At 46.9% G+C, this 18,182-nt stretch carries 19 protein-coding genes; 7 read left to right on the top strand and 12 right to left on the bottom strand.

Going from position 1 to position 18,182, the window contains the following annotated elements:
• Positions 1 to 62: 62 nt before the first annotated feature.
• The 3 genes from DF182_RS15270 (at position 63) to DF182_RS15260 (ending at position 3,300) form a co-directional block, all read left to right on the top strand.
• Entirely contained in the window at positions 63 to 782 is a 720-nt protein-coding gene (locus tag DF182_RS15270; RefSeq protein WP_113616441.1) for a peptidase associated/transthyretin-like domain-containing protein, read from the top strand.
• A 67-nt stretch (positions 783 to 849) separates the two neighbouring features.
• Positions 850 to 2,445, top strand: a complete 1,596-nt coding sequence (locus DF182_RS15265; RefSeq protein WP_113616910.1) for a Na+/H+ antiporter — start codon at positions 850 to 852, stop codon at positions 2,443 to 2,445.
• A gap of 12 nt (positions 2,446 to 2,457) precedes the next feature.
• Complete coding sequence (locus tag DF182_RS15260) at positions 2,458 to 3,300, top strand: hypothetical protein (protein ID WP_113616440.1); 843 nt, start codon at positions 2,458 to 2,460, stop codon at positions 3,298 to 3,300.
• Here the strand turns inward: DF182_RS15260 and DF182_RS15255 are convergent.
• Positions 3,290 to 3,688: a DoxX family membrane protein gene (locus DF182_RS15255; RefSeq protein WP_113616439.1), complete on the bottom strand. Its 399-nt coding sequence runs from the start codon at positions 3,686 to 3,688 to the stop codon at positions 3,290 to 3,292. The two genes, DF182_RS15260 and DF182_RS15255, sit on opposite strands and share 11 nt — an antisense overlap.
• Positions 3,689 to 3,771: 83 nt before the next feature.
• Between DF182_RS15255 and DF182_RS15250 the strand changes: the two genes are divergently transcribed.
• A complete protein-coding gene (locus DF182_RS15250) occupies positions 3,772 to 4,617 on the top strand; it encodes an AraC family transcriptional regulator (protein WP_113616438.1) in 846 nt (281 codons plus the stop codon).
• 55 nt (positions 4,618 to 4,672) lie between these two features.
• Here DF182_RS15250 and DF182_RS15245 read toward each other — a convergent pair whose 3' ends face one another.
• Positions 4,673 to 4,963: a hypothetical protein gene (locus DF182_RS15245; protein WP_113616437.1), complete on the bottom strand. Its 291-nt coding sequence runs from the start codon at positions 4,961 to 4,963 to the stop codon at positions 4,673 to 4,675.
• Between the two features lie 211 nt (positions 4,964 to 5,174).
• Here DF182_RS15245 and DF182_RS15240 point away from each other — a divergent pair, with 211 nt between their 5' ends.
• Positions 5,175 to 5,762, top strand: a complete 588-nt coding sequence (locus DF182_RS15240; RefSeq protein ID WP_113616436.1) for an SMI1/KNR4 family protein — start codon at positions 5,175 to 5,177, stop codon at positions 5,760 to 5,762.
• Here the strand turns inward: DF182_RS15240 and DF182_RS15235 are convergent.
• Positions 5,750 to 6,748: an AraC family transcriptional regulator gene (locus tag DF182_RS15235; RefSeq protein WP_113616435.1), complete on the bottom strand. Its 999-nt coding sequence runs from the start codon at positions 6,746 to 6,748 to the stop codon at positions 5,750 to 5,752. The two genes, DF182_RS15240 and DF182_RS15235, sit on opposite strands and share 13 nt — an antisense overlap.
• Before the next feature lie 148 nt (positions 6,749 to 6,896).
• Here DF182_RS15235 and DF182_RS15230 point away from each other — a divergent pair, with 148 nt between their 5' ends.
• Positions 6,897 to 7,292, top strand: a complete 396-nt coding sequence (locus DF182_RS15230; RefSeq protein WP_113616909.1) for a nuclear transport factor 2 family protein — start codon at positions 6,897 to 6,899, stop codon at positions 7,290 to 7,292.
• Between the two features lie 113 nt (positions 7,293 to 7,405).
• On the opposite strand, the gene DF182_RS15225 is transcribed toward DF182_RS15230, so the two are convergent.
• Positions 7,406 to 8,023: a hypothetical protein gene (locus DF182_RS15225; protein ID WP_147243443.1), complete on the bottom strand. Its 618-nt coding sequence runs from the start codon at positions 8,021 to 8,023 to the stop codon at positions 7,406 to 7,408.
• A gap of 196 nt (positions 8,024 to 8,219) precedes the next feature.
• Between DF182_RS15225 and DF182_RS15220 the strand changes: the two genes are divergently transcribed.
• Positions 8,220 to 8,525: a hypothetical protein gene (locus DF182_RS15220; RefSeq protein ID WP_113616433.1), complete on the top strand. Its 306-nt coding sequence runs from the start codon at positions 8,220 to 8,222 to the stop codon at positions 8,523 to 8,525.
• A gap of 100 nt (positions 8,526 to 8,625) precedes the next feature.
• On the opposite strand, the gene DF182_RS15215 is transcribed toward DF182_RS15220, so the two are convergent.
• The 8 genes from DF182_RS15215 to DF182_RS15180 all read right to left on the bottom strand — a co-directional run bounded on the left by DF182_RS15215 (position 8,626) and on the right by DF182_RS15180 (position 18,111).
• Positions 8,626 to 9,846 (bottom strand): ABC transporter permease, encoded by a 1,221-nt coding sequence (locus tag DF182_RS15215; RefSeq protein ID WP_113616432.1) that lies wholly within the window; start codon positions 9,844 to 9,846, stop codon positions 8,626 to 8,628.
• A 9-nt stretch (positions 9,847 to 9,855) separates the two neighbouring features.
• A complete protein-coding gene (locus DF182_RS15210; RefSeq protein WP_113616431.1) occupies positions 9,856 to 10,602 on the bottom strand; it encodes an ABC transporter ATP-binding protein in 747 nt (248 codons plus the stop codon).
• A complete protein-coding gene (locus DF182_RS15205) occupies positions 10,599 to 11,825 on the bottom strand; it encodes an efflux RND transporter periplasmic adaptor subunit (protein WP_113616430.1) in 1,227 nt (408 codons plus the stop codon). The genes DF182_RS15210 and DF182_RS15205 overlap by 4 nt, the downstream gene beginning before the upstream one ends.
• A 12-nt stretch (positions 11,826 to 11,837) precedes the next feature.
• Positions 11,838 to 13,115 carry a TolC family protein gene (locus tag DF182_RS15200; protein ID WP_245957449.1) on the bottom strand — a complete coding sequence of 426 codons (1,278 nt, stop codon included), beginning with the start codon at positions 13,113 to 13,115 and terminating at the stop codon, positions 11,838 to 11,840.
• 215 nt (positions 13,116 to 13,330) lie between these two features.
• Positions 13,331 to 13,663 carry a hypothetical protein gene (locus DF182_RS15195; protein WP_317048423.1) on the bottom strand — a complete coding sequence of 111 codons (333 nt, stop codon included), beginning with the start codon at positions 13,661 to 13,663 and terminating at the stop codon, positions 13,331 to 13,333.
• Positions 13,664 to 13,810: 147 nt separating this feature from the next.
• Entirely contained in the window at positions 13,811 to 14,689 is an 879-nt protein-coding gene (locus tag DF182_RS15190) for an AraC family transcriptional regulator (protein WP_113616427.1), read from the bottom strand.
• A gap of 217 nt (positions 14,690 to 14,906) precedes the next feature.
• Positions 14,907 to 17,303 carry an alpha/beta hydrolase family protein gene (locus DF182_RS15185; protein ID WP_113616426.1) on the bottom strand — a complete coding sequence of 799 codons (2,397 nt, stop codon included), beginning with the start codon at positions 17,301 to 17,303 and terminating at the stop codon, positions 14,907 to 14,909.
• 121 nt (positions 17,304 to 17,424) lie between these two features.
• Positions 17,425 to 18,111: a sterol desaturase family protein gene (locus tag DF182_RS15180; RefSeq protein WP_113616425.1), complete on the bottom strand. Its 687-nt coding sequence runs from the start codon at positions 18,109 to 18,111 to the stop codon at positions 17,425 to 17,427.
• Positions 18,112 to 18,182: the final 71 nt, after the last annotated feature.

Below are 18,182 nucleotides of genomic sequence, written 5' to 3'. Positions count from 1 at the left end.
AGCAATATTAACTTTTCCTTTACGAAAGCCTTTTTATCTTACCGGCATCTAATATTTCCCTGATGCCTGCACTCAGATTCATCCTGCTATTAAGCCCCTTATTACTGCTATTATACAGTGCAGATGCGCAGAGCGTTGTACAGGGAACAATTACACAGGAAGATAGCATACCTATTACCGGTGTAACGGTGTTGAATAAACGAAATAATGCATCCGCGGTCAGCAACGACCACGGCATTTATGAGATAAGCGCCCGCAAAGGCGATACCCTGTTATTAAAAGCACTGGGCTATGTGCCTTTATTGGTCATCATTTCCAGAGATAGGTCTGCGCTCATTCATCATCTTAAGCGACAACCCCTGGAACTGAAATCAGTCAGCATCATCCATTACAACTACCTGCGTGATTCTCTGCGCCTGCGCGAAGAGTTTCGTAAAGAATTTGATTTCCGGAGGCCCCGGTGGAATGAAGTCATTCGTTCTGTGGGTCCTTTCGTAGGTGTTAATATCAACAAGCTGTATAAAGCCGTTTCTTTTAAACAAAACAAAAAGAAAGACAAGTTCAAAAAGATACTGTTGGCCAAAGAGAAGGAAAACCAGGTACAGCGTGTATTTAATCCTCTGCTGATCAATAAGCTCACCGGCCTGGAAGGCGACAGTCTTACACAGTTCATGACCAGATACCAGCCATCTTATGAGTTCATAAAAGATATCAATGATTATGACCTCTATGTGTATATCAAACAAAAGTATGCCAGGTATGTCAGTGATTCTATAAAATAATACAGCATACTACCCCAACAAAATTTGTCGGTTAATGCTTAATTTAACACCAAATTTACTGTCGGGTATGCACCATACACTGTTACTGATCCTTTCCTTATTATTTGTTGTTTTTATGTTGGTCATGCTGGGCCAGCGATTAAAGATCTCCTATCCTATTTTTCTTGTGCTGGCGGGGCTGGGCATAGGTTTTATACCAGGACTTCCGCATATAGAGATAGACACTGATATGATCTTCCTTATTTTCCTGCCGCCTTTGTTGTATGAAGCAGCCTGGTATACTTCCTGGAATGATTTCTGGAAATGGAAAAGACCTATTATGATGCTGGCATTCGGGGCTGTTATTTTCACCTCCTGTATTGTGGCTTATACTTCGAAGAGTATGATACCCGGCTTTACGCTGGCACTGGGCTTTTTGCTGGGTGGCATTATTTCTCCCCCCGATTCGGTGGCTGCTACCTCAGTACTAAAACATTTAAAAGTGCCTAAAAGGGTGCTTACTGTTCTGGAGGGTGAAAGTCTTATCAATGATGCATCCAGCTTGATTGTATTTCGGTTTGCCATGGTAGCAGTGATAACAGGGCAGTTTGTGATGCAGAAGGCTATCGGTGACTTTTTTCTTTCCGCTGGTATGGGTATTGTGATAGGGCTGGCAGTAGCGCATATCATGTATTATATACATCGCTGGCTGCCTACTACGGCCAGTATTGATTCTGCGCTGACAGTCATGACACCCTATTTCATGTACCTGGCAGCGGAGCAGTTTCATTATTCCGGTGTGTTGGCAGTAGTCAGTGGCGGCTTATTCCTGTCGTACCGCTCACATGCCATCTTTCCCAATGGGGCTACCCGTATGCAAATGCTGGGTGTATGGAGTACTCTCATCTTTGTACTGAATGGTATCATCTTTATACTGATAGGATTGGAACTGCCGACCATCATTCACTCACTGGGAGATTATTCCATTGCAGATGCGATCAGATACGGTGTGATCATCGCGTTTCTCACGATTCTTGTTCGTTTGCTGTGGGTGTATCCGGGTGCTTTTATTCCGCGGATGCTGAGTAAAAAGATCCGGGAGCGGGAACCTAATCCGGGCTGGAAAGGGCCATTGATAGTAGGTTGGGCCGGGATGCGGGGAGTGGTGTCGCTGGCCTCTGCCTTATCTGTGCCATTGTTATTCCCTCATCGTAATCTGATTTTGTTCATCACTTTTATTGTAATACTTGTGACGCTGGTATTTCAGGGCCTCACACTTCCACTGCTGATCCGTATCATCAAAATAGGGGAAATTGATGTCATTACGCCAGCAGATCAACAGGAAGCAGGAATACAACTTACACTAATGAAAGTGGCACTTAACATACTGGAAGAGAAATATGCTTTTGAAGCCACTGACAATGAACTGATAGGCTCTCTCAAAAAAAATCTGGAAAATAATATCCAGAACACCGGTGCGCGGCTGGAATCCCTCGAATGTAGTGAGACTGAAAAAGCAGAAGTAGATCTGTATCACGCGGTACTGAGAGACATTTATGCACTTCAGCGCAAAGAGCTGTTCCAGTTACGGCGGCACAATGTTTTCAGCGATGAGGTGATACGCAGTCAGGAGATGCAGCTGGACCTCGACGAGATGAAGATCATGCGCCCCGGCCATGAATAACCCATATACGCCATGAAAATAAGTATTTCCCGTACGAGGCTGTTAAGCCTTCTTTTTGTCACAGCCTGTGTGCTGAAACTACTGTCTCTCCTGCTGACAGGGCATGGGCACCGGCTTACAGACAATGTTTTGTCCGGGCTGATGGCCGACCTGTTGTTATTGCGGGTCATCATTATGATACATGGCACTGTAAAACACTACAGGATGCTCCGGGAAAGCCGCCCCTGTGAGGACTTCCCGGAGCTGTTACTGCCGGCTCTGCAGCAGGTGATCACGAATGGGAAAATAAGTCGGATGCTGGCAACAGAAAGCACGCTGATGTACTATGCTTTTTTTAAATGGAAAAAGGAGGAAAACGCCCCTGTTACTTCCTGGTATGCACGAAAAGGGCTTGCAGCTGTCTATGGCATTTTTATATTTCTGTTTTTGCTGGAAATGGCCGGTATGGGGTTGTTGGTTTCCCGGCTTCATTACCCGGTCCTGGACCGTATTTTACTGGCTGCAGGGGCCTATTCCATCGTCTTTCTGGTGGCACATCTGAAGGCGGTCCTCTCCCGGCCTGTTCAGGTAGATGCTACAGGTATCTACCTGCGTTATGGCATAGTATCATCTGTTTATATCCCTTTTGCGCAGATGGCCGCCATCCATGATTACCGGAAGGCAAAGCCCGACAGCCATACGGTACACTTCTCCCTGTTAAAGGCATTTGAACCCTGTAATCTTTTGCTGGAGCTGAAACAGCCCTTATCACTTCATCTTTTATTTAAACACAAACCAGCAGTCAGGCAGATAGCTTTCCGACTGGATGATGCTGAAGGCTTCCGGCGAATGCTGGACCAGCAGCTTACTTCCTGACGAGATTATCGAGCGCAAAGCCATTATAGCGTACAAATACCAGCAATACTGTAAAGAAGGCTGCGTGTATCAGCTGCGAAGCTAGTGCACCCCAGTCTTCTATCAGGGTGGTACCTAAGATGAGCATGATCATTACTATAGCTCCTGCTATCAGGGAGGTCCGTGTAAACAGCCCCAGTATCAGCAACAGGCCGATGGCAAATTCCGCCAGCGGTAATATATAACTGAAAGGCAGTACCAATATGCCGGGCAGCATGGATTTTTCAAAGCTTTTTACCATCCAGTCGCTGAAGGCATTCAGCTTGGGAAGTCTTACCAGACCATGTCCGAACATACTGGCAGCTATGGCCAGGCGAGTCAGTACAAATGCAATTGTATTGTTTTCCATTAGTGTAATTTTATATATCAAAGGTCCGGCGCTTCAGGCAAAAAAACTTGTACAATTAGAGGATCATTCAGTAATTTCATAAGATGATACAGGAAAATTTATACCAACCTTTCGAGATCGAATACCGGGAGTGTACAGAATGCCCGATAGACGCGCATAAACATAATTTTTTTGAGCTGGTATATATTGTAGAAGGCAGTGGAGTACAGTGTGTCAACAAGAACCAGTTGCCCTATAGTGCCGACAAGCTGTTTCTGGTCATGCCACAGGACTGCCATTCGTTTGAAGTAAAGGATGCGACGAAGTTTTTCTTTATCCGCTTCAATGATGTCTACTTAAAAAATCAGCATAAAGACTGGATTCAGCAACTGGAGTTCATCTTCCAGAACAACAATCATTTGCCGGGTTGTATTCTAAAAAACAAAAGTGACAAACCGCTGGTAAAATCACTGATAGAAGGGCTGATGCGGGAGTTGATTAATCAGCAGCCTTATCACAAGGCATTGTCGCAACAGATTGTGAATACTATCCTGACCATTGTGGCCCGTAATATCTCTTTTCAGCTACCTGAGCAAACACGCCAGCCTGGTAAAACAGAGGCTTCACAAAATATTCTCCACTATATCCATGAGTATATTTATTCACCGGAAAAGTTAAAGGCAGACCAGATTGCTGCGCACTTCAACATATCACCTACGTATTTGAGTGAATATTTCAAGCGCAACAACGGCGACAGCCTACAGCAGTATATCATGCAATACAAACTGAAGCTGGTGGAAACAAGGCTGCGTTACAGCAGCATGCGTGTGGGAGAAATCGCGGATGAACTGGGCTTTACGGATGAAAGCCATCTCAACAGGATGTTTAAAAAATATAAAGGGGTCAATCCATCTGCTTTCAGGAAGGAATTGCAGTTGCAACCCAACTGATATGCAGAAAAAAAGCGTCCGCAGTTGCGGACGCTTTTTAAATAACTTGCAGTTACTATTCTTCCTCTTCTTCATCATCTTCACCGGTTTCGCCTTCTTCCAGCCACTCCATGTAGGAGTAGTACCAGTCTTCCAGCTGTTCCAGCAGTTCCTGCTTTTTGTCCGGATCATTTTTGTAGAACTCCTCTACATTATCGATCTCTTCAACGATATCGATGTAGGCAGTTTCTTCGTCTTCTTCCACTCGTTTGGCAAAGAAGCGGGGTTTTTCGGTATGAAAAATATACTCATTTTCCGGATCTGTAACAGGATCGTCTGCGATCAGAAATTTAGGTAACTGTGCCATAGTTGATTATTTACGTTTAAATGATGCTATTACAAAAGTAGGTATTTCTTTCACGCAAAGACACAGACAACAAACAGCGTGAAGAACTTTTTAGCAGAAAATCATTTTGATGAAAAAGAAGCTGTTCTGTCCTTTATTACTTTGCTGAAATACCGCTTTTATTTATGGTGAATTTTTTACATCTTTATAGTCGGTACAAACCCACAACCATATGCAAGAATACTGGATACGATGGGAAACCTGGATGCGCCAGCATGCCCCCAAACTTCTGAATATCCTTAATCCTGGCGTGACATACGAAGCAGTAGAGTCTTTGGAAAAGCTGATAGATTCGCCATTACCGGCAGATTTTAAGGCATTTTACGCGGTCCATGATGGTCAGCGTAAAGCCAGGACCGGACTGGTAGACGGCGACCTGTTACTCTCTGTAGAAGATATCGCGGACAACTGGCATTACTGGCAAGACCTGCTGGATGCCGGCACTTTTACCTACAACGATCACCCCATCGCCTCCGAACCCGACACAGGCATTCGCAGCAGCTGGTGGAATCCGTTGTGGATACCCATTACCTCCGATGGATTTGGCAACCATCTTTGCCTTGATCTGGACCCTGCCCCGGAAGGACATCACGGCCAGATTATCGCCCTATGGCATGATGATAATCACCGGGAAATCGTGGCATCCTCCTTCCGGGAATGGATTTCCGGCTATATCGACGCTATAGAAAGAGGAGATTACGTTTTTGTTAAGAAATGGGGTATCGTCCATAAAGGCACCTCTTTCAACTACAATGACTGATATCCGGCCGGACTGCTGCCAGTCCAACGTTTAAACGCCCGGGTGAAAGCACTCAACTCATTATACCCCAGCATATAGGAAATATCTTTCAAAGGATAGTTGCCCGACGATATATAATAAAGGGCCAGTGACTTTCTCACTGCATCCGCCACTTCCTGGTATTTAACGCCTTCATCTTTCAGCTTGCGTTGCAAACTGCGCGGGCTCAGGTTAAAATTAGCCGCCATCTCCTCCAGCGAGATAATGCCCAGATAAGAATTCGCCAGCAGATGGTTGTATACTCTTACCTGCAAAGTATTATTGGTGGCTGGTTGTGGCTGTGATAAGCTGCTCACTTTTTTCAATAACAGGCTTTGTAACCCATAGTTCGCTGTTAGTATTGGCTCATCCCAATAGCGGGCATCAAATACAAGCGTATATTCATCGGCACGTTTTACCGGTTTACAGCGGAATGCTTGTTCATAAGCAGCAGGATCAGGCACTGTATAAGGCATTCGTACTGCCTGCGGTGCAATCTTTTCCAGCAACAGCCCCGACAACTCATGAATCGTAAGCACCATCAGAAACTCAATGAGCATACGAAAAGCCATCGTAGGTCCGTCACCGTGATCCGCTGCGGGAATAAAGCGCACTGTAAAGTTTTTATTGCCCCGGACTATTTCCAGCCGGCACTGGTCTGTTACCAGGTGTGTAAGGGCTACTGCGTGGGTAAGCGCTTCCCCCACTGTGGCACTCGTTTGTATGATCTCTCCCACTACCCCCAGGGCTGCAGGCTGCACTGATGCCGCAAAATGCAGTCCAAACAACGGGTCGTTGGTAAGACGGGCAGCATGCAGCCATAGCATATCCAGCTGATGTTGTGTAACGGGAGCGGTTGTTGTTTTTTTAAGGGCCGTCAGGTCGATGCCTGCCTGCTTACAGAGCTGTGCCGCATCTACATCACGCTGCACAGCGTAGGCGATAATAGCTAATACCAGTTGTTTCATAGGATAAAGTTATTCTTCTGTAATGGCATAAAAAACATTCTGTCGTGAAATGGTAATCGTTTGTCGTGTAATGATAAGTAATACCCTTCTTCCAGGTAGTAGCTTTGTGTCAACAAACAAACAAAACAAAAACAAAAAACATACAATCATGGAAAATCAAACTTTAGCAGTAGTAAAAGATTTCGTTACCGCAGTACAACAGGTAAATCTCGAAAAACTTGGCGCATTGCTCCACCCCGATATTACCTGGGAACAACCCGGCAACAGCCGCTTCTCTGGTACTAAAAAATCCAGCGGAGAAGTATTCCAGATGGTAGGTGGCATGTTTGAAGTATCTCAAAATACGATGGCACTGACAGACATCAAATCTATCACTGTCAATGGCGACCAGGCAGCAGTACTGTTACACTGGAAAGCTTCCAGACCAGGCGCGACACTGGATACAGATAACGTTGACGTATACACGGTAAAAGACGGACAGATAGTTGCCGCGAAAGTATATGCTGCGGACCTCGCTCAGGAGGATCATTTCTGGGGAAACTAACAGCCTCGGGAAGAAGAAAAACAAACCTGTTACAATAATGTCTGCTGGCTACTTTCAAAGAGAAAGCTGACAGCCACAACCCTCTGGAAAAACGGGCCTTCCGGAGGGTTATTTTATTTAAAAAACCAACGGCGTTTTTTGCTTTTCTGCCGTTCATTATCTGTAGGGTAGACGGGATCGACAGGCTTTCCTTCAGGATGTTTGAGCAAACTGCAGTCATCGCGCTGTTGAACTGTTGCTATTGTTGCGCCTACAATGACGACCATTCCTGTATGTGCAGAGTTGGAGAGCCGGCTTGCAAAGCTCGTCACAACCACTTCCGGCAGGTTATAGGATTTAAGGGAAGACTTAGTAGTATCCTCCGGCAACAACTCCGGCGGTGCTGTCAGCTGCATTTCCACCTCTTCCAGTGTTCTTGCTTCTGCATAACCCTGATTGGCAATACCGGTGATCATCCCCGCTGTGAGCAGCAGTGCAGGCAAAAAATTGCTTCGGGATGCCGGTGGTGGTGCAATCAATCTATTCAACTGTGAATGCTGAAAATGACCACACACCTCCCCATTGCTGTTACGAAGCAACTCCAGTATCTCAGCATCCGACATGGAAGAAAAATCTATTACCGTTTTAGCACATTGACTACAGTGTTTACCCGCAGCAGTATGAGTCATCTCATCCCAATTCTCACTGCAAGGCGTAGGAACAGACAGGAACAGACCTTTGGCGTACTTCATAGACACAGGTTATTATTCTTAAATCTACTAAATATGACTGATACCATTTTGCGGGAAAATCCCCGCCAGTTCTTGCCAGAAAAAAAACAGTCATTTGTAAGATAGTGTTTTTCAACAGTATCAAATCAGCATTTCAGGAATGGCATCAAAATTGGATCAGCTACTATCATAATGTTAACTTAAAAATCATACAGTTATGAGAGCTCCCAAAAGCATTTCCGCCATGTTATTTGCAGTAGCCTTTGGCGCAATAGCCACATTACCGGCACAGGCAGTATTTGCACAACACAAAATAGATAGTCTTCCTAAAAAGATAGGTAACAAAACCGCTTCTATAGCCGTAAAAGGCGCATCCACCCTTACCGACAAAACATACAAAGGGAAGGAAGGTCCAAATGGACAACCAGTATACATCGACAAAAAAGACCGGAAATTTATAGTTAACGATAAGGGTAAAAAAATATACCTGAAGCCATCTCAGATCCATGATAAGAAGGAATAGGTTGCAAGTTTTTAATCGCATTCTCATGAGCCGCCAGGTGTTTTACCTGCCGGCTTTTTTGTTGCCCTGCAACCATCATCAAAATTATCAAGGCTTTGTATTACTCATACCGCAACGCCTCTATCGGATCGAGGCGGGAAGCTGCCTGCGCGGGATAATATCCAAAGAAAACGCCGGTCAATGCACATACCAGGAACGATAACATGATAGATGATTCCGATACTATCGTTGGCCATCCCAATGTAAGCGTAATCACCTGAGCAGCGGTGATACCCAGTATCACCCCTATAACGCCACCGGTTACACTGATAATGATCGCTTCCACCAGAAACTGCAACAGGATATCGATACCACGGGCGCCAATAGACATACGCAGCCCTATTTCCCGGGTGCGTTCTGTAACAGACACGTACATAATATTCATGATACCAATACCACCAATAACCAGGGAGATGCCGGCGATAGCGGTGAGCAGTATTGTTAGCAGGCTGCTGGTGGAGCTGAGGGTTTTAATCAGTTCTTCCATAGTCCTTACCTGGAAGTTGTTATCATCGCTGGGGCGCAGCCGGTGTGTTTCCCGCAATATCGCTGTGATTTCATCGGTAGCCTGTGCAGAAGCGCCTTCACTAACCGCAGAAGCATAGATGCTCTGAAAATAGATAGTGGCGAGGATACGCTTTTGTACGGTGGTATAGGGCGTAAGAATGATATCGTCCTGGTCTTGCCCGAAAGAGCTTTGTCCTTTGGGAACCAGCGTGCCTATCACCTGCAGCGGGATGGAGTTGAGGCGTATGACCTTGCCTACGGGGCTTTCTCCACTGGGAAACAGATTGTTGATCACGGTTTGTCCGAGCACACATACTTTGGCAGCCGTGGTCACATCGGCATCGGAAAAGCTGACGCCATCGGCAATATCCAGCTTACGGATATCGAAGTAGGATGGCGCCACGCCCTGCAGGGTGGTAGGCCAGTTGAGGGCACCGTAGATAGCCTGTCCTTTGGTGGAAGACACCGGCGATACGGCAGTGACATGTTCCGCATTTTTCTGTATAGCTTTTACATCCACGATGGTGAGTGTCTGAAAACTGGCGCCTTCGATACGTACTCCTCCGGTCACGTTGCTACTGGGCAATACGGTGATCATGTTGGACCCCATGGCACTGAGCTGCGTTTGTATGCTTTCCTTTGATCCTTCTCCGATGGCCACCATGGCTATCACAGCGGCTACGCCGATGATAATGCCGAGCATAGTCAGGAAAGCCCGCAGCTTATTACGCTGCAAAGCCTTGAATGCAATTCGTATGAGGTTAATTACACTCATGGTGGTGAATTAATAGTCTTCTGCCGGAGGAAGGGCGTCCAGTGCTTCCCTCGCCGAGCGTACGTTTTCGTTGATCGTATCTTTTACTACTTTGCCATCGCGCAGCGTGACCGTTCTCCTGCTGAAGGCAGCGATGTCAGGTTCATGGGTAACAAAGACAATGGTTTTCCCCTCTTTGTTAAGATCCTGCATAAGCGACATGATCTCATAGGAGGTACGGGTGTCGAGGTTACCGGTAGCTTCATCTGCCAGGATCATCACCGGCTGGTTTACCAGCGCCCTGGCGATGGCCACCCGTTGTTGCTGACCGCCGGAGAGCTGGCTGGGCGTATGGTCCAGCCGGTCTGCCAGCTTCACTGCTTCCAGTGCGCTGAGCGCTTTATCTCTTCTTTCCCGTACCGTCAGGGAAGGATTGTAGAACAAAGGCAGTTCCACATTTTCCAATGCAGAAGTCCGGGGCAGCAGGTTATAAGCCTGGAATACAAAACCAATTTTCCGGTTGCGTACTCTTGCCAGCTCATTACGGGAGAGGGCGCTCACATCCGTACCATCGAGCAGGTAGTTGCCGGACGTGGGTTTATCGAGGCAGCCGAGGAGATTGAGCAATGTGGTTTTACCTGAGCCACTGCTACCCATGATGGTGAGGAATTCACCGGCATGTACTTCAAATGAAACCCCTTTGAGGGCATGTACTGTTTCGGTGCCCATCACAAAATCACGCCTGATCTGATTTAATTCGAGAATTTTGTTGTTCATCGTTTGCGCCCTCCCCCCATTCTGGGCAAAAACGGACTTTTAGCTCCGGATGCAGCTACCGGCCCGGTGTTGCCGTTGATGGCCGTTATCACTACATCGCTGGGTGTAAGCCCTGAAATAACTTCTATCTGTGTATTATCATTCAATCCGGTGCGAATATGTTTCTGCAGCAGCGTATCGCCTTTCAGCAGCCATACAAAGTTGGATGTTCCGGCACGCGCAGTGTTTGCAGCCCCTCCTGTGGTATCTGTTCTGTGCCGGGAGCCTCTTCCTACTGCACTCACAATCACATAATCTTTCAGCATTGTTGAATCCGGCCGGAATTTCAGCGCCTTAACCGGTAATAGCAAAGCACTGTCTTTCTCAGCAGTATAGATGGTTACATTGGCCGTCATGCCCGGCTTCAGCTTCATCGATTCGTTGGATGCATTGATGATCGTATTATACGTCACCACATTGGATGACACCGAAGGCTGCAGTCTTATTTCCTGGACCCTGCCGGCGAATACATCCTGCAGGTAAGCATCCACGGTAAAGGTTACACGCTGTGAGTCCTTTACGTTACCGATATCTGCTTCGTCTACGCTGGCTTCTACCTGCATTTTGGTGATATCCCGCGCAATCACAAACAGGGTAGGTGTGTTGAAACTGGCAGCGACGGTTTGTCCTACGCTGACATTGCGATTAAGTACTACGCCATCTATCGGGGAAATGATATCGGTGAAGGAAAGGTTTTTGAGTGCAGATGTCAATTGGGCATTTACGCTGGCTACGTTAGCCCTGGCCTGCCCGATCTGATTGGTAGCGATATCATAATCAGCTTTACTGATGGCGCCGGTTTTATAGAGCAGGTCCTGGCGGTGGAAATTATTGATCTGATAGTCCAGGTTGGTTTGTGCCACCAGCAGGTTGGCCCTGAACTGGTCTACCGGCGCCTGAAACAGCACCTTGTCCAGTTCTCCCAGCTTCTGCCCTTTTTTAACCTTGGAGTTATAGTCCACATACAGATATTTAAGCGTACCGGATACCTGGGCACCCACAGCCACAGTATCTACGGGCTGGATAGTACCGGTGGCAGTAACGGTGGTGGCTATATGGCCATACGCAGGCTGGACGGTCTCAAAACTAATCTGCTGGTGCTTCTTTCTGATAAAAAGGAACCAGATGATCAGCGCGATCAGCAAAACAGCCGCTACGATAATGACCCGTTTATACTTTTTCATACTTCATTGCATTTATAGTTTTACAGGGATGCCCCTGTAAAAATCATATATCCTGATTGTCAGTGCAGCATTGTATTTAGCCTGTATATAAGCCTGAAATGCCTGTATGTAAAGATTTTTCTGTTGAAGGAAAGTCACGATATTGGCCACTCCTACTCTCAGCTGTTCGGAGGCAATACGGTAGCTCTCAGATGCGAAACGCAGTTGTTCTACGGATGCATCATACTGTCCTTGCGCATTTATGACTCCGATATAAGACTGTTCAACGGTTTGGGAGAGGTTGGTCCGGGTATCTTTGAGGGTTAGCTTCGACTGGTCTATTTCTATTTTGGACTTTTCCACGGCTGTTTTAACGGCTCTCCGGGTAAATATCGGAACAGAGAGGGAAAGCCCTATCTGCTGATAGAAGTTGTTGTCCAGCTGTTTAAAGAAATTATTACTCGGATCCCTGAGATAAGAGCTACCAAGTGCTCCTCCGGCTGTTAATGTAGGCTTGTATCCCGTGCGGGCTTTGGCCAGGTCCAGCTCGGATACGTTGATGCCCAGTTCAGCACTTTTCACTTCCGGTCTGGTGGCCAGTGCGGTGTCTTGTGCGTCCTTCAGGGGTGCCACATAATGGCTGGATACCAGCGTATCGGGGGAATAGATATTGAAGTCGTAGCTGCTGGGCAATTGCAGCAGCTGTTTCAGTACCAGTTTATTGATCCGTTCCTGATTTTCGGCAGTGACGAGATTGTAGCGGTCGGCTGCCAGTTGTGACTGCAGCGATACCAGATTCACCAGGGCGATGCTACCAACATCATATTGTTGCTGGGCTTGTTTTACCTGGGCTTCGGAAGTAGTAACTACATCTTTCACATATACGATGTTCTCCCTGGTCAGCAGGATATTGAGATAAGCCTGTGTAAGCTGAATGGTGATATTGTTGACTTCCTGCGCGATGTTAAGGCCGCTGACCTGTAAGAGCAGGTCCTTCTGTTTGATATCATAGTTGAGAAATCCACCCTGGTAGATAGTTACACCGGAGTTAACGGAATAATTGCCTGAAAAGGCCAGTTCATAAGGCCTGCTGCCGGAGGGTGTAATGCTTTTGGAGCCATTCAGGTTTTGGGAAGCTGATCCGGTGAGGTTAGGCAACCGGGCAGCCTTTGACAACAGCAGGTCCTGTTCACTGCTCAGCCGGCTCAACCGGAGGCTGTTCAGCTGGATGTTATTTTTCATAGCGTAATCCAGACAGTCCTGTAAGCTCCAGACTGCAGGCAGCGCCGGTAAAGTGCTGTCCTGTGCCATCAGCAGATTGTTAAAACACGTCCAGCACAACAGGTATAACAAGATAACAAACCGCCGGGGAAGTATCATCGTGTAAGCATTGCTGTTAGTAAAAAACCAAGCGCAGATATGGGGTCAAATAGTACTTCTAATATAACAAAAAAAAACGAAGACCCGGGCAAAAATACCCGGGCCATCGTTTTTTCATTCGTTATACTCAATCCTACTTTCTTTTGTTATATCGCACCTTTAAAGGTAGTATTAACCCTTCCTGTGCCTTCAGGAGGTCCCTGTTGCCAGTCTTCATCATACCTTACAAAGAAAGCCATCCAGATGGTCCTGGACCAGCGCATCAGCAAGGGCTGAAGGGTCAGCAGCAGCAGGCCGTTAAAGCCCAGCCACCAGTAAATACTGTTATCATAGATAGAGAAGCCGATAAACAGCCACCAGGCTATCAGACTGGCTACACATACCGCTACAGACAAAGCATAACTAACATATCCGGTACCGTAATAGAAACCTACTTCCACTTCTACCGGCTGTCCGCACTCAGGGCAGTTGTCCGGCATTTTCATACAGTTTTTAAGATTATAGGGGTTTTTATTGGTGAAAATGGAACCTCTCCGGCAACGTGCGCATTTATTGGTAAATACGCTTTTGAAGATATTCGGTTTCTCGTGTTTTTTATCTGCACACATATATTGAAGCTTTTAATGTCAGGAAATATTTTTCCGAAATTCTTCCGGGGTCATCCCTTCATATTTTTTGAAGAACTTCGTGAAGTAGGAATTGTCAGCAAAGTTCAGCTGATAGGCAATAGTAGCAATGCTTGTATCAGCATTTATCAACAGTCTTTTTGCCTCCAGGATCACCCGGTCACGGATAATTTCACCGGCCGATTTCCCCAGCATATGACGGCAGAAAGCATTGAGATAATTAGGTGTCACATATAACATTGCTGCATATTCTTTGGGCAACCGCATCTGCATATAATGCTGTTCCACCAGTTTGCGGAAATTACTCAGCAATACATAGTTATACGGTGGCTCTTGCCTGGTATCGCTTTTCCGGGTTACCCGGCTTACTTTCACAAACATTTCCAGCAGCAGCAATCTCAGCATATCATAGCTGTACGCTTCTGTAGCTTCTATCTCCAGCAACATCTTTTCAAACAACACCTCTACTTCTGTGCTGGCTTCCGCGGGCAGCATCACCACCCCTTCCGCACTCGCACCACTGAAGAACGGGAAACGTTCTACATAGCCTGCATCCTGCAGAAAAGAATTGAAAAAGCTGGCAGCCACATTCACTACATACCCTTCTACCTGACCTTCAAAAAACCAGCTGTGTACCTGACCAGGTATCATAAAATACAGCTGACCCGCCTGTACCGGAAAACGCTCAAAATCTATCGTATGAGCACCTTTACCTTTTGTAAAAAATGCCAGGTGGTAAAAAGAGTGCCGGTGAGGAAATCTGATATCCTTATGTGCAGCCAGGTAATCAGTAAATCGTATCACCTGGATGTTCTCAGAAGCCGGTTTTCCCATTCCCAGCGTACAGATGTCATATGTATGGATATGTGCCTTTGACATGATATTACAAAGGTACGGGGCGGTATGGGAAGTTGATTGTGTTAAATGGTGCTTGAATGGTACTTTTCAACGATGATTCATTATGATACCTCTGATTCTCCTGATGGACGAAGAATAATATCGATGATAAAAAGCGAAGAACCCATTAGCGTTATTGCTAATGGGTTCTTCGCTTCTATCATCAGGAGCATCAGAAAAATCACATCAATCACAGTTGTTATTGCTTAACATACTTTATCAGCCAGTTATCCATTTCCCACAGCATGTGGAGGATGCTTTCCTTAGCAGCATAACCGTGGCTTTCCTGCGGGAGAAATACCAGTCTGGCTGTACCGCCGTTGCCTTTGATAGCATTGTACAGTCTTTCACTCTGGATGGGGAAAGTACCGGAGTTGTTGTCGGCTTCACCATGGATGAGCAGGATCGGTGTTTTGATCTTGTCGGCATAAGAGAAAGGTGACATCTTGTAGTATACGTCGGGTACCTGCCAGTAGGTACGTTGTTCGTTCTGGAAACCAAATGGTGTGAGGGTACGGTTGTAAGCTCCGCTACGTGCGATACCGGCTTTGAACAGGTTGGTATGAGACAGCAGATTGGCAGTCATAAATGCACCATAAGAATGACCACCAACAGCGATGCGGTTTTTATCACCGATGCCCATGCCGGTGATTTTATCCACGGCAGCCTCAGCATTCATCACGAGTTGATCCACAAAGGTGTCGTTGGGTTCTTTATCCCCTTCCCCTACGATAGGCATTTCGGTGGCGTCCATCACGGCAAAACCGCGGGTTACCCAGAAGATAGGAGAACCATAAGTCACACGGGGGAACTTATACGCAGAGCCCCTTACCTGGGCAGCATCGCTGGCAGACTTGTACTCACGCGGATAAGCCCACATCAGCACCGGCAGACGGCCATCTTTAGCCGGATCGTAACCTTTGGGCAGGTACAGCATAGCAGTGAGATCTACGCCATCTTTACGTTTGTATTTGAGTAGTTGTTTCTGCACACCTTGCAGCTGTGGCTGCGGGTGCGGGAAAGCGGTCAGTGCTGTGCCTGTTTTTTTCTTTCCGCCTTCCAGGTAGTAGTTTATCGGTGTAGTAGCGGATTCGCGGGCTACTACAAAGGTTAGTTTAGCCGGATCTATCACCTGTGTCACCTGTTCATAATATGGAGCTTTGGAGCGCCATACGATGGTTTGTTTGCCGTTTTTCAGGCTGAAAGTAGACAGGAACGGGCGGTCACCTTCCGGAGAAGCACCGGGCGCTGTCATCAGCAGTTCGTTAGCCGGAGAAATATATAATACCGATCTGTCATATTGATTTTTTACCATTACCGGCTCTCCAGGATCGTTGTAGCGATCATTCTCAGAGCGGTCGATGACAGTCACCGGCTTTTGTTCGGGATGAGACGGATCGATGCGGCTTACCTTCATTGTTTGTTTGGAACTGTTGCCTTCTGATACGAGGGCAAGCTGTTGATTACCCCAGTTTACGTGGCTGAAGCGGTCCACGGTTTTCACCAGTTCTGCAGGTGTACCGGTGAACGGAGCTTCCAGTGTGTTCACCACATCACGGAAAGGCACTTCTTTTTTAGGATCACCGCCGTCGAGGGCCTGCACCCAGAACACTGTAGCTGGAGCATCGTTGCGCCATGCATAACTGCGGGGATAGTTGCTGGTGGCATCGAAGCCTTTAGGTCTTACTTCATCCAGCGGATTTTTAGAGAGCAGTTTGATATTTTCTCCTTTCAGATTCCAGATACTGGTTTCTGTAGGGAAACGACCAGCGCCTACCAGGTAAGAATAAGGGCGGCTCAGTTGTTTTACCAGCAGATATTGGTTGTCTGGTGAGGGGCTGATATTCTCATAGATACCTGGTTTGCCGATCACTGTTTCGCCGGCAACACTGATGATCACTGGTTCAGACTGGAAATAGTAGTCGAACAGTTTTTCATCATAGGGATTCTTCAGCATATCCTGGAAAGTAGCTGCGGGAGCGGCTTTACCGGAAGTCTGTTGTACAGTAGGGCCTTCAGGTGCCAGTGGTTTCTCCGGGGCAGCACTGATGGTGGATGGTACAGACAGCACGAGGATGCGGTCTTCATCAATCCAGCGGAAAGCACCATCAAACGTGTCGTTGAGACGGCGGGCGCTCATTTGTTTGGCCACGCCGGTGGTTGCGTCAGCTTTCCACAGGGTGATGCTGTTGTTGGTAGTCACGGTGAAGGCTATACTTTTCCTTAGCGGCGACCAGGTTACATTAGCGATGCGTGCATTAGCTGGCAGGCCGGTTACGGCTTGCTCTTTCAGGTTGTTGACATCTTTGATACGGATACCGGTTACATAGCTGGCTCGGCTCGGGCCGAAGTTGGCCGGATTGATACGGAGGCCGGCAAGACGATATTCCGGCTGTGACAGTTCCTCAATAGTAGGAAAGCCCGTACGGTCCATAATCAGCATCCGATCACCTTTGCTGCTGAACGTTACTGAAGGCGATGGCGCAGCCATAGCCAGCTCCATAATACTTTGAGCAGGCGTCTGATATTTCAGCGCCTCCTGTGCATAAGCACGGAAGGTGATGAACACCGAAAGTGTTAGTACTAGTTTTCTCATAAAGCAATTAGTCTGAAAAAATGAATCTGGCCAAAATAGTACATTAATTTGGTTATCGGAAGCAGGTTATATGAGTGGTCAAATGTACTGGTCGGCCTTTCGGGCTGTTATCCGTAACTGGTTACCGTTTCAGTGTCCCGAATAAACGGTCCCAGATAGTAGTATAAAAGCCGAAGTTATAGTCTTCATGCCGATGGTGATCATGATGAAACGTAGATGTACCCAGGTATTTCATTAGCGGCCACTGCCTTATGTTTTCGGGCATAGGCTCCACACCCAGATGGCCGGTCATACCAAATATCACATTGGCAATGTGGTATATAAGAAGACCGTAGATATTGGAGTTGAACGGTAAGAGTATTATCAGTAATAAAGCGCCGAAGCTGATGGTTTCGAGCGGATGCAGCACAAAAAGGTCGATGGGTACCGGATCGGTTGCTTCGTGGTGCAGGCGATGCAGCGGACGATATAGAAAGGTTTTGTGGATGATATAATGGAAACCATACATCAACAGGTCCATGGCCAGGAAATACGCCAGGGCGTCTGTGAGGATACGCCAGGATACGGCTGCGTTGATACGGATATAACCATGTTTCCACAAAAGAAACCCGGTAAAGGTGACGAGCGCATTGAGCAGCGTGGTGAGCAGACAGACACGCCATTGTTGCCGGCTGTAGTTGAATATTTCTTTACGGGAACGGCGTAGCAGGATATTGCCCCATACCAGTACTATGAGCACAATCAGTGCGTTTTCTGCCAGGAAAAATATCCACAGCAACCAGGAAGGCCATTCGTGCAAAACATTCATGGGTTATTCGGAATTTTACCGGTATCTCACTGCATCAATATACAGTCAAATTCCAATATCAAAAAGACAAA

It is taken from the genome of Chitinophaga flava, assembly GCF_003308995.1.
GTDB lineage: Bacteria > Bacteroidota > Bacteroidia > Chitinophagales > Chitinophagaceae > Chitinophaga > Chitinophaga flava.
Note: the sequence above shows the minus strand (reverse complement) of the source record. Positions and strands in the feature narration are given on the sequence as shown.

Coding starts and splice junctions, on each gene's coding strand:
- DF182_RS15180 (WP_113616425.1), bottom strand. CDS start 18,111: ATGAATGTTTTGCACGAATGGCCTTCCTGGTTGCTGTGGATATTTTTC.
- DF182_RS15240 (WP_113616436.1), top strand. CDS start 5,175: ATGCAAGAATACTGGATACGATGGGAAACCTGGATGCGCCAGCATGCC.
- DF182_RS15225 (WP_147243443.1), bottom strand. CDS start 8,023: ATGAAGTACGCCAAAGGTCTGTTCCTGTCTGTTCCTACGCCTTGCAGT.
- DF182_RS15230 (WP_113616909.1), top strand. CDS start 6,897: ATGGAAAATCAAACTTTAGCAGTAGTAAAAGATTTCGTTACCGCAGTA.
- DF182_RS15200 (WP_245957449.1), bottom strand. CDS start 13,115: ATGGCACAGGACAGCACTTTACCGGCGCTGCCTGCAGTCTGGAGCTTA.
- DF182_RS15255 (WP_113616439.1), bottom strand. CDS start 3,688: ATGGAAAACAATACAATTGCATTTGTACTGACTCGCCTGGCCATAGCT.
- DF182_RS15220 (WP_113616433.1), top strand. CDS start 8,220: ATGAGAGCTCCCAAAAGCATTTCCGCCATGTTATTTGCAGTAGCCTTT.
- DF182_RS15260 (WP_113616440.1), top strand. CDS start 2,458: ATGAAAATAAGTATTTCCCGTACGAGGCTGTTAAGCCTTCTTTTTGTC.
- DF182_RS15235 (WP_113616435.1), bottom strand. CDS start 6,748: ATGAAACAACTGGTATTAGCTATTATCGCCTACGCTGTGCAGCGTGAT.
- DF182_RS15190 (WP_113616427.1), bottom strand. CDS start 14,689: ATGTCAAAGGCACATATCCATACATATGACATCTGTACGCTGGGAATG.
- DF182_RS15250 (WP_113616438.1), top strand. CDS start 3,772: ATGATACAGGAAAATTTATACCAACCTTTCGAGATCGAATACCGGGAG.
- DF182_RS15210 (WP_113616431.1), bottom strand. CDS start 10,602: ATGAACAACAAAATTCTCGAATTAAATCAGATCAGGCGTGATTTTGTG.
- DF182_RS15215 (WP_113616432.1), bottom strand. CDS start 9,846: ATGAGTGTAATTAACCTCATACGAATTGCATTCAAGGCTTTGCAGCGT.
- DF182_RS15195 (WP_317048423.1), bottom strand. CDS start 13,663: ATGCCGGACAACTGCCCTGAGTGCGGACAGCCGGTAGAAGTGGAAGTA.
- DF182_RS15265 (WP_113616910.1), top strand. CDS start 850: ATGCACCATACACTGTTACTGATCCTTTCCTTATTATTTGTTGTTTTT.
- DF182_RS15205 (WP_113616430.1), bottom strand. CDS start 11,825: ATGAAAAAGTATAAACGGGTCATTATCGTAGCGGCTGTTTTGCTGATC.
- DF182_RS15185 (WP_113616426.1), bottom strand. CDS start 17,303: ATGAGAAAACTAGTACTAACACTTTCGGTGTTCATCACCTTCCGTGCT.
- DF182_RS15245 (WP_113616437.1), bottom strand. CDS start 4,963: ATGGCACAGTTACCTAAATTTCTGATCGCAGACGATCCTGTTACAGAT.
- DF182_RS15270 (WP_113616441.1), top strand. CDS start 63: ATGCCTGCACTCAGATTCATCCTGCTATTAAGCCCCTTATTACTGCTA.